Annotated in this window: 9 protein-coding genes; 1 reads left to right on the top strand and 8 read right to left on the bottom strand. The window is 73.1% G+C overall.

Features of this window, described 5'->3' with window-relative positions:
* Window positions 1-175: 175 nt before the first annotated feature.
* Window positions 176-2,665, top strand: a complete 2,490-nt coding sequence (locus BX266_RS28440) for an ATP-dependent Clp protease ATP-binding subunit (RefSeq protein WP_099904373.1) — start codon at window positions 176-178, stop codon at window positions 2,663-2,665.
* Window positions 2,666-2,746: 81 nt separating this feature from the next.
* Here BX266_RS28440 and BX266_RS28435 read toward each other — a convergent pair whose 3' ends face one another.
* The 8 genes from BX266_RS28435 to BX266_RS28400 all read right to left on the bottom strand — a co-directional run bounded on the left by BX266_RS28435 (window position 2,747) and on the right by BX266_RS28400 (window position 15,549).
* Window positions 2,747-3,712 (bottom strand): PRC and DUF2382 domain-containing protein, encoded by a 966-nt coding sequence (locus tag BX266_RS28435; RefSeq protein WP_099904371.1) that lies wholly within the window; start codon window positions 3,710-3,712, stop codon window positions 2,747-2,749.
* 148 nt (window positions 3,713-3,860) lie between these two features.
* Window positions 3,861-5,207, bottom strand: a complete 1,347-nt coding sequence (locus BX266_RS28430; protein WP_099904369.1) for a DUF2252 domain-containing protein — start codon at window positions 5,205-5,207, stop codon at window positions 3,861-3,863.
* A gap of 112 nt (window positions 5,208-5,319) precedes the next feature.
* Window positions 5,320-6,726 (bottom strand): dihydrolipoyl dehydrogenase, encoded by a 1,407-nt coding sequence (lpdA, locus tag BX266_RS28425; RefSeq protein WP_099904368.1) that lies wholly within the window; start codon window positions 6,724-6,726, stop codon window positions 5,320-5,322.
* Between the two features lie 63 nt (window positions 6,727-6,789).
* Window positions 6,790-8,115 carry a M1 family metallopeptidase gene (locus BX266_RS28420; protein ID WP_099904366.1) on the bottom strand — a complete coding sequence of 442 codons (1,326 nt, stop codon included), beginning with the start codon at window positions 8,113-8,115 and terminating at the stop codon, window positions 6,790-6,792.
* A gap of 26 nt (window positions 8,116-8,141) precedes the next feature.
* A complete protein-coding gene (locus tag BX266_RS28415) occupies window positions 8,142-11,954 on the bottom strand; it encodes a Pls/PosA family non-ribosomal peptide synthetase (RefSeq protein WP_259464892.1) in 3,813 nt (1,270 codons plus the stop codon).
* A gap of 191 nt (window positions 11,955-12,145) precedes the next feature.
* Window positions 12,146-14,155 (bottom strand): APC family permease, encoded by a 2,010-nt coding sequence (locus BX266_RS28410; protein WP_399170623.1) that lies wholly within the window; start codon window positions 14,153-14,155, stop codon window positions 12,146-12,148.
* Window positions 14,156-14,338: 183 nt separating this feature from the next.
* The gene (locus BX266_RS28405) at window positions 14,339-14,899 is read right to left on the bottom strand and encodes a DUF421 domain-containing protein (protein WP_099904362.1); all 561 of its coding nucleotides are present in this window, start codon (window positions 14,897-14,899) and stop codon (window positions 14,339-14,341) included.
* A 71-nt stretch (window positions 14,900-14,970) separates the two neighbouring features.
* Entirely contained in the window at window positions 14,971-15,549 is a 579-nt protein-coding gene (locus BX266_RS28400; RefSeq protein ID WP_099904360.1) for an O-methyltransferase, read from the bottom strand.
* Window positions 15,550-15,692: the final 143 nt, after the last annotated feature.

Here is a 15,692-nt window from a genome sequence, read left to right as displayed (position 1 = left end):
CCCATGCGCAGGTAATGCCTGTCCCAAGTTCCTGAAAGCTTCCTGGGAGGAGCGGCCCGGAGCGGCGCGAGTGACGGTCCGTCACCTGTCCGGATCGCCAGGTATGGCAGCTGATCTGATGGATTGCCATAGTTTGGGAGACTGCTGCCCGTCCGCCCATGGGAGTGCCCCCACGATGACCATGCCCGGCTTCGGCCCGCTCGGCTCCGACGACGCCTTCTCCGAACTGCTCAACCGCTTCTTCGGCCTCAATCCCTCCGCCTCCCCGCCCGCCGTGCAGCGGGTCCCGATCGGCCGACTGCTCACCGAGTCCGCCCGCGAGCTGATCGCCCGCGCCGAACTGCGCGCCCAGGAGGACGGCAGCACCGACCTCGACACCCCGCACCTGCTGTGGGCGGCCACCCGGGTCGACCCGGCCCGGTCGCTGCTCGCCCAGGCCGGCGCCGACCCCGACGGGCTCGCCGCCGCCATCGAGCGCACCCTGCCCGCCGGCGAGGCCGACCCGGCCGCCGAACCCGCCCTCACCCCGGCCGCCAAGCGCGTGCTGATCGGCGCCCACGCCCGCTCGCAGGCCGCGGGCGTCTCCTACATCGGCCCCGAGCACATCCTCTCCGCGCTGCTCGGCGACCCCGACTCCGCGGCCGGCCGCCTGCTCGGCGCCCAGGGCGCCGACCCCTCCCGGCTGCAGCGCGGCGCCGAGGCCGCCGCCCGCGGCGACCGCGCCCCCGCCAAGGCCGAGAGCAGCACCCCGACCCTCGACGAGTACGGCCGCGACCTCACCGAGGACGCCAAGCTCGGCCGGCTCGACCCGGTGGTGGGCCGGGCCGGGGAGATCGAGCAGACCGTCGAGATCCTCTCCCGCCGCTCCAAGAACAACCCGGTGCTGATCGGCGAGCCGGGCGTCGGCAAGACCGCCATCGTCGAGGGCCTCGCCCAGCGGATCGTCTCCGGCGACGTCCCCACCACGCTCAAGGACCGCCGGGTGGTCTCGCTCGACCTGTCCGGGCTGGTGGCCGGCGCCAAGTACCGCGGCGAGTTCGAGGAACGCCTGAAGAAGGTCATCGACGAGGTCCGCGAGGCCGCCGAGTCCACCGTCCTGTTCATCGACGAGCTGCACACCGTGGTCGGCGCGGGCGCCGGCGGCGAGAGCGCGATGGACGCCGGCAACATGCTCAAGCCCGCCCTCGCCCGCGGCGAGCTCCACGTCATCGGCGCCACCACCATCGACGAGTACCGCAAGCACATCGAGAAGGACCCGGCGCTGGAACGCCGCTTCCAGCCCGTCCTGATCCCCGAGCCCTCGGTCGAGGAGACCGTGCAGATCCTGGAGGGGCTGCGCGACTCCTACGAGGCCCACCACCAGGTCCGCTTCACCGACGACGCGCTGCGCGCCGCCGCCGACCTCTCCGACCGGTACGTCTCCGACCGCTTCCTGCCCGACAAGGCCATCGACCTGATCGACCAGGCCGGCGCCCGGGTCCGGCTGCGCGGCCTCGGCCGCTCCACCGAGGTGATCGGCCGTCAGGACGAACTCGCCAAGCTCCGTCGCGAGAAGGACGAGGCCGTCGCCGCCGAGGACTTCACCCGCGCCTCCGAGCTCAAGACCCGGATCGCCGACGTCGAGGCGCAGAGCGCCGGGATCGAGGAACGCCGCGAGGGCGTGGTCTCGGTCACCGTCGACGACATCGCCGACGTGCTGTCCCGGCAGACCGGCATCCCCGTCTCCCAGCTCACCGAGGACGAGAAGGCCCGGCTGCTCAAGCTGGAGGAAGAACTCCACGCCCGGGTCATCGGCCAGGACAAGGCCGTGGTCGCCGTCTCCGAGGCGGTCCGCCGCAGCCGGGCCGGGATGGCCGACCCGAACCGCCCGGTGGGCTCCTTCCTGTTCCTCGGGCCGACCGGCGTCGGCAAGACCGAACTCGCCAAGGCACTGGCCGAGTTGATCTTCGGGGACGAGGACCGGCTGGTCCGCTTCGACATGAGCGAGTTCCAGGAGAAGCACACCGTCTCCCGCCTGGTCGGCGCCCCGCCCGGCTACGTCGGCTACGAGGAGGCCGGGCAGCTCACCGAGGCCGTCCGCCGCCGCCCCTACAGCGTGCTGCTGTTCGACGAGGTCGAGAAGGCGCACCCGGACGTCTTCAACGCGCTGCTCCAGGTGCTCGACGACGGCCGGCTCACCGATGCCCAGGGCCGCACCGTGGACTTCCGCAACACCGTGGTGATCATGACCTCCAACATCGGCTCGCAGCTGATCCTCGCCCACCGGGGCGAGACCGACGAGATCCGCGACCGCTTGATGACGGAGCTGCGCGGGCGCTTCCTGCCCGAGTTCCTCAACCGGATCGACGACATCATCGTCTTCGACGCCCTCGACCAGGACGACCTGATGCGGATCGTCGACCTGATGCTCGGCAACTCCGAACGCCGGGTGAAGGCCCAGGGGCTGGAGCTCGAGGTCACCGAAGCCGCCCGGAAGTGGCTGGTGGAGCTGGGCCACCAGCCCGAGTTCGGCGCCCGCCCGCTGCGCCGCACCATCCAGACCGAGCTCGACAACCGCCTCGCCACCATGCTGCTCTCCGGCGAGCTCCGGCCCGGCGACACCATCGTCGCCGACGAGCGGGACGGCGAACTGGTCTGCTCGATCGCCCGGCCGGAGGCGAGCTGACGGTGGCCGGGGCGCCCCCTTGGCGCTCCCGCGCGCCACGCTGCGGGGCCCGGCGCGACGGCCGGGCCCCGCAGAACGGTGTCACCGCGGGCGCTCCTGGCCCGGGGTGTCCTGGCCGGCGGCCCGCTTCGCCTCGTCGGGCAGGTCCGCCTCGATGCGTTCCTTGCGCACCTCGCCGCTGACGGTCTGCTGCTCGACCCGCTCCTCGGTCACCAGCCGCACCCGCTCCACCGGGACGGCCTCGGTGCTCACCACCGGCCGCTCGCTGTGCAGGACGACCTCGTGCTCGGCCTCGGAGATCGGATCGCCGGCCATCGCCCGGCCCTGGTTGGCCGAGGTGATCGGCTCGCGCTCGATGTGCGCCTCCTCGTGCCGCACCGGAACGGTCCGCTGCTGCTCCTCGGTGACCACGTACTTGCGCAGCCGGGCGTGCCCGGTCTCGTACTGCTCGACGCCGACGTGCATCCGCTCCTCGGAGCGGGTCATCGCGTCGTCCCCGCGCTCCGACCGACCGGTCGGCGCGCCGCCGGCCGCAGCGGGGCCGGGGGCGGTGTCGCCGGAGGCGGTGGTGCCGGTGGCGGGCTTCCGCGCTGCGGCGCCGGTCGCTCCGGCCGCGCCCGCAGCTCCGGCCGCGCCCGCCGTCGTGGTGGCCGCGGCGCCGCCGGCCTGGTCGCCGGAGTGGGCCCAGCCGCCCTCGCCGGGCTGGTTGGCGGCCTTCCAGGCGTCGTCCCAGGCGATGCCGTAGTGACGGTAGAGCCTGCGTTCCTCCTCTTCGGAGAGGTGTCCCCCGTTGTCCACGTCGACGTTCGGCGCGTCCTTGACCTTGTCCTTGGCGAACGGCACCTGGAGGTGTCCGTCGACCACGTGGGCGTCGCCGATCGGGACGAACGACTCACTCGTGCCGAACCAGCCGGTCTTCACACTGACCCACTCGGGCTTTCCGGTGGCGTCGTCGAGGTAGAGGTGGTCGGCCTTCCCGATCTTGTTGCCCTGGGCGTCGTGCACGGGGTGGTGCAGCATGGAACGGATCTGCTGTTCGGTGATCATTGCTTCACGCCTCCTTCGCATGTCCGACACCGGGGCGCGTAGCCGACCTCCAGCAAGCGCAAACGCGCGTCCGGCGGCTTTCCGAAAAGCGGCATATGCCGCAATTCGGATCGGAGTTGACGTGGGCGCGACGACCCGAACGGCGGCCCTAGATGTTCTCGGCCTGCACCTCGCCGGCGGCGATGGCGTCGGCCAGCCGGGCGTGGTCCTCGGTGTTGAGCTCGGCGTAGTGGTGAGCGAACGCGGCGATCGCCCGGTCGAAGGTGTCGCTGCGGCCCAGGTACGAGGCGATGGCGATCCGGTCGCCGGAGCGGGCGTGGGCGCGGGCCAGCGCGGTGCCGCAGAGGCGGGCGTACGAGCCGAGCGCCCGGGTGGTCATGGCGCCGACCTCGGCGGAGCCCTTCATGTCGCGCAGCTGGCGCCAGTAGAAGTGCCGGCCGCCGGGGCCGGTCATCCAGCCGAGGAAGATGTCGCTGGCGGCCTGGATGAGCCGCTGCCCCGCGACCACCCGCTCACCGTGGTGCGAGTACTGACTGGTCTTCAGGTAGGGCTCCAGGACGGAGGCCTGGGCCTCCTTCACCTGCAGCACCAGCGGGTCGTCGAGGTCGCGGCCGCGCAGCAGCACGACGAAGCAGGCGGTGCCGACGCTCCCGACGCCGACCACCTTCCGGGCGGCGTCGATGTACCGGTACCGGTCGAGCAGCCGGCCGCGCTCCTCGGCGAGGGTGGCGCGGTAGTCGGCGAGCAGGGCGCGGACCTCGTCGGCGTCGAAGCCGACGTGCTCGATCAGCGGGGGCTGCTCCTTGAAGCGGCGGCGGCCGTCGGCGGTCATCTCGGTGAGCTTCCCGGCCGCCTGCAGGCTGTCGCGGCGGCGGGCCGCGGTGATGTCGGCCTCGATCAGGCGGCGGGGCTTGCCCTTGAGGTTGGCGGCCAGCTCCTCGGCGTTGATCTGCCGGTACCAGACGGCGAGTTCGCCGAGCCCGGCGAGCTCGCGGATGTGCTCGCGGTAGGAGCGGACGGCGTCCAGCACCACCCGGTGGGCGTCGTCGTCGCTCTCGCCGTTCTCCTGGGCGGCGACGGCCAGGCTGGCGGCCAGCCGCTGGACGTCCCACTCGAACGGGCCGGGCAGGGTCTCGTCGAAGTCGTTGAGGTCGAACAGCAGCGAGCGTTCCGGCGAGCCGAAAAGGCCGAAGTTGACCAGGTGGGCGTCCCCGCAGAGCTGGACGGTCAGTCCGCTGGTGGGGCCGGTGGCGAGGTCGCCGGCCATCACGGCGGCCGCGCCGCGCAGGAACGCGAACGGGGAGGCCGCCATCCGGCCGTTGCGGACCGGCACCAGGTCGGGGAGCCGGCTGGCGGCCTGGGCGCGCAGCACCGACAGCGGGTCGGAGCGGTCGGCGGCGGGCCGCCAGTGCCCGGCGGTGGAGCGGGGGGCCCGCTTGCGGGCGGCCCGGCCGATCTCGGTGCGTTCGTCGACCGTCAGGTAGGGGGTGTCCATCGGCGGGCTCCTCGCGTCCGCGCGCACCTCGGCGCGTGCTCGAAAACCGAAGACATACCGCCGGGGCGCACTCCCGTACCGAGGGAGTGCGCCGCTCACCCTGATGGCGGTCCTACATGTTGATCATGTGACCGGCCAGGCCGTGGACGGCCTCCTTGACGGCCTCGCCCAGCGTCGGGTGGGCGTGCACGTTGCGACCGACCTCGTGGACCGTCAGGTCCCACTGCTGAGCCAGCGTCAGCTCCGGCAGCAGCTCGGTGACCTCCGGGCCGATCAGGTGCGCGCCCAGCAGCTCGCCGTGCGTGTCGTCGCAGATCACCTTGACGAAGCCGACCGGGTGGCCGAGGCCGTGCGCCTTGCCGTTCGCGGTGAACGGGAACTTCGAGACCTTGACGTCGTAGCCCTTCTCGCGGGCCTGCGCCTCGGTGTAGCCGAAGCTGGCGATCTGCGGCTGGCAGTACGTCGCGCGCGGGACCATGACGAAGTCGATCTCCATCGTCTCCGCCTCGGCGATGGTCTCGGCCGCGATCACCGCCATCGCCTCGGCGGCGTGCGCCAGCATCAGCTTCGCGGTGACGTCGCCGATGGCGAAGATGTGCTCCACGCTGGTGCGGCCCCGGCCGTCCACGGCGATCGCGCCGCGCTCGGTGAGCTGCACCCCGGTGACCTCCAGGCCGTAGCCCTGCACCCGCGGCACGAAGCCGATGGCCTGCAGCACCTTGTCGGCCTCCAGCACCTCCTGCTTGCCGTCCCGGGTGACGGTGACCCGCACCGGCTTGTTCGGGTCGGAGTCGTCGATCGCGTCGACCCGGGTGGAGGTCAGCACCTGGATGCCCAGCTTGCGGTACTGCTTGGCGAGCTCGGCGGACACGTCGGCGTCCTCCAGCGGCACCATCCGGTCCAGGAACTCGACGATGGTGACCTTCACGCCGTAGTTGTGCAGCACGTAGGCGAACTCCACGCCGATCGCGCCGGCGCCCGCGATGATGATCGACCCGGGCAGCTGCTCGGTGAGGATCTGCTCCTCGTAGGTGACGACCCGTTCGCTCAGCGAGGTGCCGGGCAGCAGCCGGGTGGTGGCGCCCGCCGCGATGACGCAGTGGTCGAAGGTGACCAGCTCGAAGCCGCCGCCGGCCAGCGAGACCTGCAGGGTGTGGTCGTCGACGAAGGTGCCCCAGCCGTCGTACTCCGTGATGTCGTTCTTCTTCATCAGGTAGTGGACGCCCTTGACCCGGCCGTCCGCGACCTGCCGGGAGCGGCTGAACGCCTTCCCGTAGTCGAAGGACACCGAGCCGTCGACCCGGATGCCGTACAGGTCGGCCTCCTTCAGCACGGTGTGCGCCAGCTCGGCGTTGCGCAGCAGGGCCTTCGAGGGGATGCAGCCGACGTTGAGGCAGACGCCGCCCCAGTACTTCGCCTCGACGATCGCGGTGCGCAGACCGAGCTGGGCGGAGCGGACGGCCGCGGTGTAGCCGCCGGGGCCCGCGCCCAGGACGACGACGTCGTAGTGCGTGCTCATGTTCCTCGTTCCTCCGAAGACGCTTCCGAGTCTGACGGGGTCAGTACATCAGGCCCGGGCCGCTCACAGCCCGGGGAGGGCGGGCAACGCGCCATGCTGCAGCCAGGCGTCCAGCAGCGGGCCGAGCGGGCGGTCGGTGTAGCGGGCGGCGTGCGCGGCGAAGTCGTCGGTGGTGACCACCCCGTGCCGGTAGGCGGTCGCCCAGTCGCGCAGCAGCCGGAAGAACCCGGCGTCGCCGAGGACGCAGCGCAGCGCGTGCACGGTCAGGCCGCCGCGCTCGTACACCCGGTCGTCGAACATGTGCCGCTTGCCGGGGTCGCCGATCGCCAGGTCCTGCGGCAGGCCGCGCAGTTGCAGGTGCGCGTCGGCGGCCTTCTGCTGCGCCGTCGGGCCGCCGGTGCGCTCCGACCACAGCCACTCGGCGTACTTGGCGAAGCCCTCGTTCAGCCAGATGTGCCGCCAGTCCGCGACGGTGACGCTGTTCCCGAACCACTGGTGGGCCAGCTCGTGCGCGACCAGCCGCTCCCAGCCGCGCCGCCCGTCCACGTGGTTGCGCCCGAAGGAGGCCATCCCCTGCGCCTCGACCGGGACGTCCAGCTCCTCGTCCACCACGGCGACGGTGTACTCGGCGAACGGGTACGGGCCGAACAGCTCCTCGAACAGCCGCATCATCTGCGGCTGCCGGGCGAAGTCGTGCTCGAACCGGGCCTGCAGGGGCTGCGGCACCCACCCGCTCTGCGGCACCGTGCCGGGCGCCCGCTCCGCCAGCTGGACCTGCCGCAGCGGCGCGATCGCCAGGCCCACCAGGTAGGAGGCGGTCGGCGCGGGCTGCTCGTACACCCAGGTGGTGGCCGAAGACCGGGTGGTGCGGCTGAGCAGCCGACCGCCCGTCACCACCGCGTACGGGGTCGCCGTGGTGACGGTGAGCTGGTAAGCCGCCTTGTCCGCGGGCCGGTCGTTGCAGGGGAACCAGGACGGGGCGCCGGTCGGCTGCGAGGCCACCAGCGCGCCGTCGGTGATCTCCTCGAACCCCAGCCCGCCCCAGGGGCTGCGCACCGGCCGCGGATTGCCCGACCAGTGCACCTCGCAGGTGAACACCGACCCGGCGGCGGGCGCCTTGGCGGGCCTGATCCGCAGCTTGCCCTCGCGGTGCGCGTAGTGCGCGGCCTTCCCGTCGACCAGCACCTTGCCGATCCGGAAGTCGGCCAGGTCGAGGGTGAACTCGCGCAGCGGCTCGGGGCCCGCTATGGCCGCGATCCGCGCGGACGCGGCCAGCCGGTTCGGCCCGGGCCGGTAGTCGAGGGCCAGCTCGTACCGGTGGGCGCGGTAGCGCGGGTCCCCGTGCCGGGGGAAGTACGGGTCGGCGACGGGGGCCTGCTTGGGGCTCACCGGTGGTACTCCTGGGTGGTCGGGTGCTACTGCCAGGCTTCGATCGGGTTGCCGAGCCAGCGGGTGTCGGCGGGCACCGTCTCGGCGCGCATCACCAGGGAGGCCGGGCCGAGGGTGGAGCGCTCGCCGACGGTGCTGCCGGGCAGCACGATTCCGCCGGGGCCCAGGGTCGAGCCCGCGCGGAGCTCCACAGTATCGAGCCTCATGATCCGGTCGTGGAAGAGGTGGGTCTGCAGCACGCTGCCGCGGTTGACGCTGACCCCGTCGCCGAGCGTGACCAGGTCGGCCTCGGGCAGCCAGTAGCTCTCGCACCAGACGCCACGGCCGATCCGGGCGCCGATCGAGCGCAGCCACAGGTTCATCACCGGCGTGCCGGCGGACCGGCCGACCAGCCACGGCACGGCGAGCACCTCGGTGAAGGTGTCGGCGAGTTCGTTGCGCCACACGAAGCCGGACCACAGCGGGTGCTCGACCGCCCGGAACCGGCCGACCAGCAGCCACTTCGCGGCGGCCGACACCAGGCAGGCGACCAGGCCGGCGGCCAGCACCACCAGGCCGGACAGCAGCGGCGAGTCCAGCGCGCAGAGCGCGGCGACGGCCAGCACGGCGAGCGCGGCCGAGGCGAACACCGGGACGATCCGGCCCAGCTCGGTCAGGCCGCGGGCCCAGCGCAGCCGGGTCGGCGGCTCGTAGGTGAGCGCCAGGTCGGCGGTGTCGGCCGACCGCGGCAGCTTGACCGGCGGCATGCCCAGGTAGGAGCTGCCCCGCTTGGCCTTCTTGGGCGTCGCGGACAGCACGCCGACCAGGCCGCGGTCCGGGACGGCCCGGCCGGGCGCGGTCATGCCGGAGTTGCCGAGGAAGGCCCGCTCGCCGATCTCGGCGCGGCCGATCCGCAGCCAGCCGCCGCCGAGCTCGTACGGGGCGATCAGGGTGTCGTCGGCGAGGAACGCGCCGTCGCCGACCTTGGTCAGGCTGGGCAGCGCGAGCACCGTGGACACCTCGGCGCCCTTGCCGACCTGCATGCCGAGCAGCCGCAGCCACACCGGGGTGATCAGCCCGGCGTACAGCGGGAACAGCGTCTCCCGGGCCAGGTCCATCAGCTGGCTGACCGTCCACGCCTGCCAGCCGGTCCGGCTGTGCAGCGGGTGGTGGCCGGTGCGCAGGCCCAGCGAGAGCAGCCGGACGGCGCCCAGCACCAGGGCGGCGTACGTCAGGCCGTACGAGAGGGTGGCGGGGACCAGCGCGATCAGCGCGCCGCGCACGGCCTGGCCGAGGCCGTCGCCGGGGTGGACGAACTGTCCGGCGATCAGCAGGCCGGGCAGCGCGGCGAGCAGCGGAAGCAGGGTGAGCGCGAAGCCGGTGGCGCCGTAGCCGGCGGCCCAGCGGCCGGTGCGCGGCGGGCGCTGCTTGGGCCAGCCGCGCTCGGCCTTGCCGGTCTTCACGGCGGGCGCACCGGCCCAGCGCTGCCCGGTGGGCACCGCGCCGGTGACGCCGGAGCCGGGGGCGACCTCGGCGCGCTTGCCGACCTTCGCGCCGGGCAGCAGCGTCGAGCGGGTGCCGACCACGGCGCCGGCGCCGATCCGCAGCGCGCCGATCTCCAGCCGGTCGCCGTCCAGCCAGTAGCCGGACAGGTCGACCTCGTTCTCGATGGCGCAGCCCTTGCCGAGCCGGAGCAGTCCGGTGACGGGCGGCAGCGCGTGCAGGTCGACGTCGGGGGCGACCCGGCAGCCCAGCGCGCGGGCGTAGCGGACCAGCCAGGACCCGGAGAGCTCGACCGCGCCGGAGGCCTCGGCGAGCCGCTCGGCCGTCCACAGCCGCAGGTGGACGCTGCCCCCGCGCGGGTAGCTGCCGGGGCCGACGCCGCGCAGCAGCAGGCGGGCGCCGCCGGCGGCGACGGCCAGCCGGCCGGGCGCGGAGTACAGCAGCAGCGCGCCGGCGGCCAGCAGCCACCAGGGGGCGGTGGGCGCCCACGGGTAGTCGCCGAGCAGGTCGAGCACGGTGCCGAGGGCGGCCAGCGCGAGCGACCAGCGCAGGCCGGTCAGGGTGGCCAGCGGCAGCATCAGCAGCAGTTGCAGGGCCTGCGCGCGGCGCGGGGTGGGTTCGACGGTGCGCGCCCGGCCCTCGGACTGCGCGGACTTCTCCAGCAGCCGGGCGAGCTTGCGCAGGGTGGGCTGCTGGTAGATGTCGAGCACCGAGGCGGCCGGGTAGCGGCCGCGCAGCAGGGTGGTGAGCTGGGCGGCGGCGAGCGAGCCGCCGCCGATCGCGAAGAAGTCGTCGTCGGCGCCGCGGACCTGGGTGCCGAGGATCTGCGCCCACTGCTCGGCGAGCCACGCCTCGGTGCCGTACAGCTGCTCGCCGGGCCCGGAGGTCTCCAGGTCGGGCAGCGGCCAGGGCAGCGCGTCCCGGTCGACCTTGCCGGAGGTGCGGGTCGGCAGGTGTTCGACGGTGGCCAGCAGCGGCACCAGCGCGGCGGGCAGTTCGGCGCGCAGCCGGGCGACGGCGGCGTCCCGGTCGAATCCGTCCTGGACGACCAGGTAGCCGACCAGCAGCTGGTTACCGCTGCGGGCGGTGCGCACGGCGGCGGCCGCGCCGGAGACGGCGGGCAGGCCCTGCAGGGCGGCGTCCACCTCGCCGAGCTCGATCCGGCGTCCGCCGAGTTTGATCTGCTCGTCGGCGCGGCCGAGGAACACCAGGCCCTCGGGTTCGGCCCGCACCAGGTCGCCGCTGCGGTAGGCCCGCTCCCAGCCGAGGGATTCGAGCGGCGCGTACTTCTCGGCGTCCTTCTCCGGGTCGAGGTACCGGGCCAGGCCGACGCCGCCGATCACCAGCTGTCCGCTGCCGCCCATCGGCACCGGGTCCCCGGCCCCGTCGACGACGGCGAGCTCCCAGCCGTCCAGCGGCAGGCCGATCCGGATCGGGGCGCGGCCGGTCAGCAGGGCGCCGCAGGCGACCACGGTGGCCTCGGTCGGCCCGTAGGTGTTCCACACCTCGCGGCCCTCGGTGACCAGGCGCTCGGCCAGTTCGGGCGGGCACGCCTCGCCGCCGAAGATCAGCAGCCGGACCTCGTTCAGCGCCTCGGCGGGCCACAGCGCGGCCAGCGTCGGGACGGTCGAGATGACGGTGATCTCCTGCTCGGCCAGCCACGGCCCGAGGTCCGCGCCGCTGCGCACCTGGGAGCGCGGCACCGGCACCAGGCAGGCGCCGTGCCGCCAGGCCAGCCACATCTCCTCGCAGGACGCGTCGAAGGCCACCGACAGGCCCGCCATCACCCGGTCGCCCGGTCCGATCGGCTCGTCCGGCAGGAACATCGCCGCCTCGGCGTCGACGAACGCGGCCGCGCTGCGGTGGGTGACGGCGACGCCCTTGGGCTTGCCGGTCGACCCGGAGGTGAAGATGATCCACGCGTCCTGCTCGGGGCCCGGCCGCTCGGCGTCGTGTCCGGACGGCTTGACCCGGTCCAGCGCGTAGTCGGCGCCGATCACCGCGTTCACGTCGGCCTCGCCGAACACCAGCTCGGCGCGCTCGTCGGGGTCCTCGAAGTCGACCGGGACGTACGCGGCGCCCGCCGCGAGCGTGGCCAGGATCGCCACGTACAGCTGGTTGCCCCCGGACGGCACCCGGATCCCGACCCGGTCGCCGAGGCCGACGCCCGCCTTCGCCAGGTGCCGCCGCACCCGCTCCACCTCGGTCAGCAGCGCGCCGTACGTGAGCGTCTCGCGCCCGTCGTCGAGCGCGGGCTCCTGCGGGTGGGCGGCGGCGGTGGCCGCCAGGACGTCGACGAGCGTGCGTGCCTCGGGCGCCGGGCGGGCGCGGAACAACGCGGTATCGGGAGCGGTCATCACAGCCAAACGGTCCTCGTCCTGGGTTCCCCGGCGGTCAACCGAAGGCGTCGGTAGCAAGACAACCTGGGCAAGTTTACCGGTGTGGTGTTCGAGAACCGCGAAAGGCGTGCGGTGCGCAGGCGGTCGATCACCCTGCGCAGCCGCGCCCACCCGCAATGACCTGCCCGCGGGCGCGACCTGGCGGTGCGTCAGCGCACCCGGTCGGGCTCGCCGCGGCGGACCGCTCCCGGCGCCCGGCGGGCGGGCCGGTCGGCGCGGCCGGCGGAACTGAGCTGCCAGGGGACCGAGATGACCATCACGCCGCGGGTGAACAGCAGGCGGCTCTTCAGCCACAGCGCGGACTGGTTGTGCAGCAGGTTCTCCCACCAGTGGCCGACCACGTACTCGGGGATGAACACCGCCACCGCGTCCCCCGGGTGAGCGGCCGTCAGCTCCCGCACGTGCGCCACCACGGGCTTGGTGATCTCCCGGAACGGCGAGGCGAGCACCCGCAGCGGCACCTCCAGGTCGCTCGCCGTCCACTGCGCGCCCAGTTCGGCGGTCGCCTCGGGTTCGACGTCGACCGTGACGGCTTCCAGGGTGTCGGGGCGCAGCGCCTGCGCGTAGCCGAGGGCGCGCAGGGTCGGGCGGTGCAGCTTGGAGACCAGGACCACGGCGTGCACCTGCTGGGGGCGTGCGCATTCGGCGGCGGTGTCCTGGACGGCGAGTTCGGTGGAGACGGCGTCGTAGTGGCGGCGGATCCCGCGCATGGTGAGCCAGAGCAGCAGGGCGGCGACCACGGCCAGCCAGGCGCCCTGGGTGAACTTGGTGATCAGCACGATGACCAGGACCAGCGCGGTGGTGACGGCGCCGAGTCCGTTGATCGCCCGGGAGCGCTGGGCGGCGGCCCGCACCGCCGGGTCGGCCTCGGTGGCCAGGGTGCGGTTCCAGTGCCGGACCATGCCGATCTGGGACAGCGTGAAGGAGGTGAAGACGCCCAGGATGTACAGGTGGATCAGGCTGGTGACGTCCGCCCGGTAGAACCAGAGCAGCCCGCCGGCCACCACGGCGAGCGCGATGATGCCGTTGGAGAACGCCAGCCGGTCGCCGCGGGTGTGCATCTGCCGGGGCAGGTAGCGGTGCTGGGCGAGGATCGAGGCGAGCAGCGGGAACCCGTTGAACGCGGTGTTCGCGGCCAGGATCAGGACCAGCGCGGTGACGGCCTGGATGAAGTAGAACAGCACGGTGTCGGAGCCGCCGAAGACGGTCGCGGCGAGCTGCGCGATCACGGTCTGCTGGGTGTGGGTGCGGCAGTCCCCGGCCAGGCCGGTCAACTGGCAGGCGTCCTCGACGTAGTGGACGTGCGAGGTGAGCGCGAGCAGCGTGACGCCGGCGAACATCACCACGGCGGTGATCCCCATCACCGACATGGTGGCGGCGGCGTTGCGGGACTTGGGGGCGCGGAACGCGGGGACGCCGTTGGAGATCGCCTCGACGCCGGTGAGCGCGGTGCAGCCGGAGGCGAAGGCGCGCAGGGCGAGCATCAGCAGGCCGAGGCCCTGCAGGGTGTCCTTGCCGTCGAGGGCGGCGACGCCCAGCCCGGCGGTGGGGGCCTGCGGGCTGTCGCCGAACGCGAGCCGGACCAGGCCGGTGACCACCATCAACAGGATGCCGCCGATGAACAGGTAGGTGGGGGCGGCGAACGCCCGTCCGGACTCCCGGACGCCGCGCAGGTTCACCGCGGTGAGCAGCACCACGAAGCCGAGCGCGAGCGCCACCCGGTGCTCGGCGAGCGACCCGAACGCGGAGATGATGTTGTCCACGCCGGAGGCCACCGACACGGCGACCGTCATGACGTAGTCGACCAGCAGCGAGGCGGCCACCACCAGTCCGGAGTTCGCGCCCAGGTTGCGCGACACCACCTCGTACGAGCCGCCGCCGCTCGGGTAGGCGTGCACGACCTGCCGGTAGGACATCACCACCACGGCCATCAGGCCGACCACACCGAGGGCGATCCACGGCGTCAGGTAGAGGAAGGCGGTGCCGCCGACGGTGAGGACGAGCAGGATCTCGCCGGTCGCGTAGGCCACCGAGGAGAGCGGGTCGGAGGCGAAGATCGGCAGTGCCAGCCGCTTGGGCAGCAGCGTCTCGCCGAGCTCCTCGCTGCGCATGGCCCGGCCGATCACGAGGCGCTTGAGCGCCTGGGGGAGGTTGAACACAGGACGGGAGCGTATTGGCCCCCGCCGATCCGACCATCAGCCCGTCCGATCGTCCGATCGACCGCGTTTCCGCAGGCCAGAGGATGTTCTGGTGATCGAATCGAAGGAATTTCCCGGGCCACGTCCTGGCGTTAAGGATTCGTCAATATCGCTCCCCCGCGCCGCCGAACCGGTCCAAAACGGTCAGCGCGGGGGTGGCAGCCGGGCCTCGATCGCCACCAGCGCGGCCCGGATCGCCGCCACGTCGTCCTTGTCCGCGACCTGGTCGCCGTCCTTCAGCCGGACCAGCAGGGTGCCGCCGGGCTCCAGCACGATCAGCGAGGTCTCCTCGATCGCGTCGCCGCCCTGGTGGCGGACCGCCACGTCGAGGTCCGCCTCCCGGATGCCCTGCTTGGCGATCGTCCGCCGGTCGTACACGCCGTCCCGGGCCAGCACCGTCGGCGTCCCGTCCAGCAGCCGGTTGAACCAGTCCCAGCGCGCCGCCTGCCGCACCAGCACCCAGTCGGTCGCCAACAGCACCACCGCGCCCCACAGGCCGCCCGACACCGAGTTGTCGTTCCCGATCACGGCGTTCTGCACCACGTTCGAGAGCAGCAGCATGACCACCAGGTCGAAGGTGTTCATCTGGGCCAGCCCGCGCTTGCCGATCACCCGCAGCAGGATCAGCAGCGCCAGGTACACCAGCACCGTGCGCAGGGTCTTCTCGGTGTACGGGATCCCCGCTTCGAACATGGCCTGCCACATGCCCGCCACCGTAGGCACCGGTGTGATCAGCATCCCGGCCCCCACGCCCGAACTCACCCGGACGGCCTACCTCACGGACGGCGGACGGCCAGCAGCAGACCGGTCGAGCAGTCCAGCTCGGCGACGTGCAGCCGGGGATCGGCCCGCAGGCGCTCGCGCAGCTCCACCACCGACCGCCCGTGGTCGGCCGGCCAGGTCGGCTGCGGGAACAGGTCGTCGACCAGGTACGTCCCGCCGGGGGCCAGCAGGTCCAGCGCCTGGTCGAGGTGGTGGAACTTGCCCGGCCAGGTGTCCGCGAACACCAGGTCGAACGCCTGCCCGGCCAGCCGGTCGATCAGCTCCGCACCGTCCCCCACCACCAGCTCCACCCGCGGGTCCCCGCCGAGGTGCTTCGCCGCGACGGCCGCCACCGCCGCGTCCTGCTCCACGCTCAGCAGCGTGGCGTCCGCGTCCATCCCGCTCAGCAGCCAGCTCGCCGAGGCGCCCGCCCCCGTCCCGAGCTCCAGCACCCGCCCGCCCGGCCGGGCCGCCGCGAGCGCGCGCAGCAGTTCCCCGGTCGCCCGGTCGCACGACATCGCGAACCCGAGCGCGGCGCACTCCTCGGCGATCGCCGCCAGCACCGCAGGATGGTTGTCGACAGTCAGTCTCATGGCACGCCTCCGCATGACGATCCGTCAGGAATCCGCGCACCCTAGCCGTCCCCCGTTCCCCCGCGCCGCCAATTTCGCAGCCCGGACGGCGCGCACCGGCCGAGGCGCTTGGCAACACCCCCATAAGGGATAAATAGTACTTA

The organism is Streptomyces sp. TLI_171 (assembly GCF_003610255.1).
In the GTDB taxonomy this organism is placed as follows: domain Bacteria; phylum Actinomycetota; class Actinomycetes; order Streptomycetales; family Streptomycetaceae; genus Kitasatospora.
The sequence above is the reverse complement of the archived record's forward strand: the minus strand, read 5'-3'. Positions and strand labels throughout refer to the sequence as shown.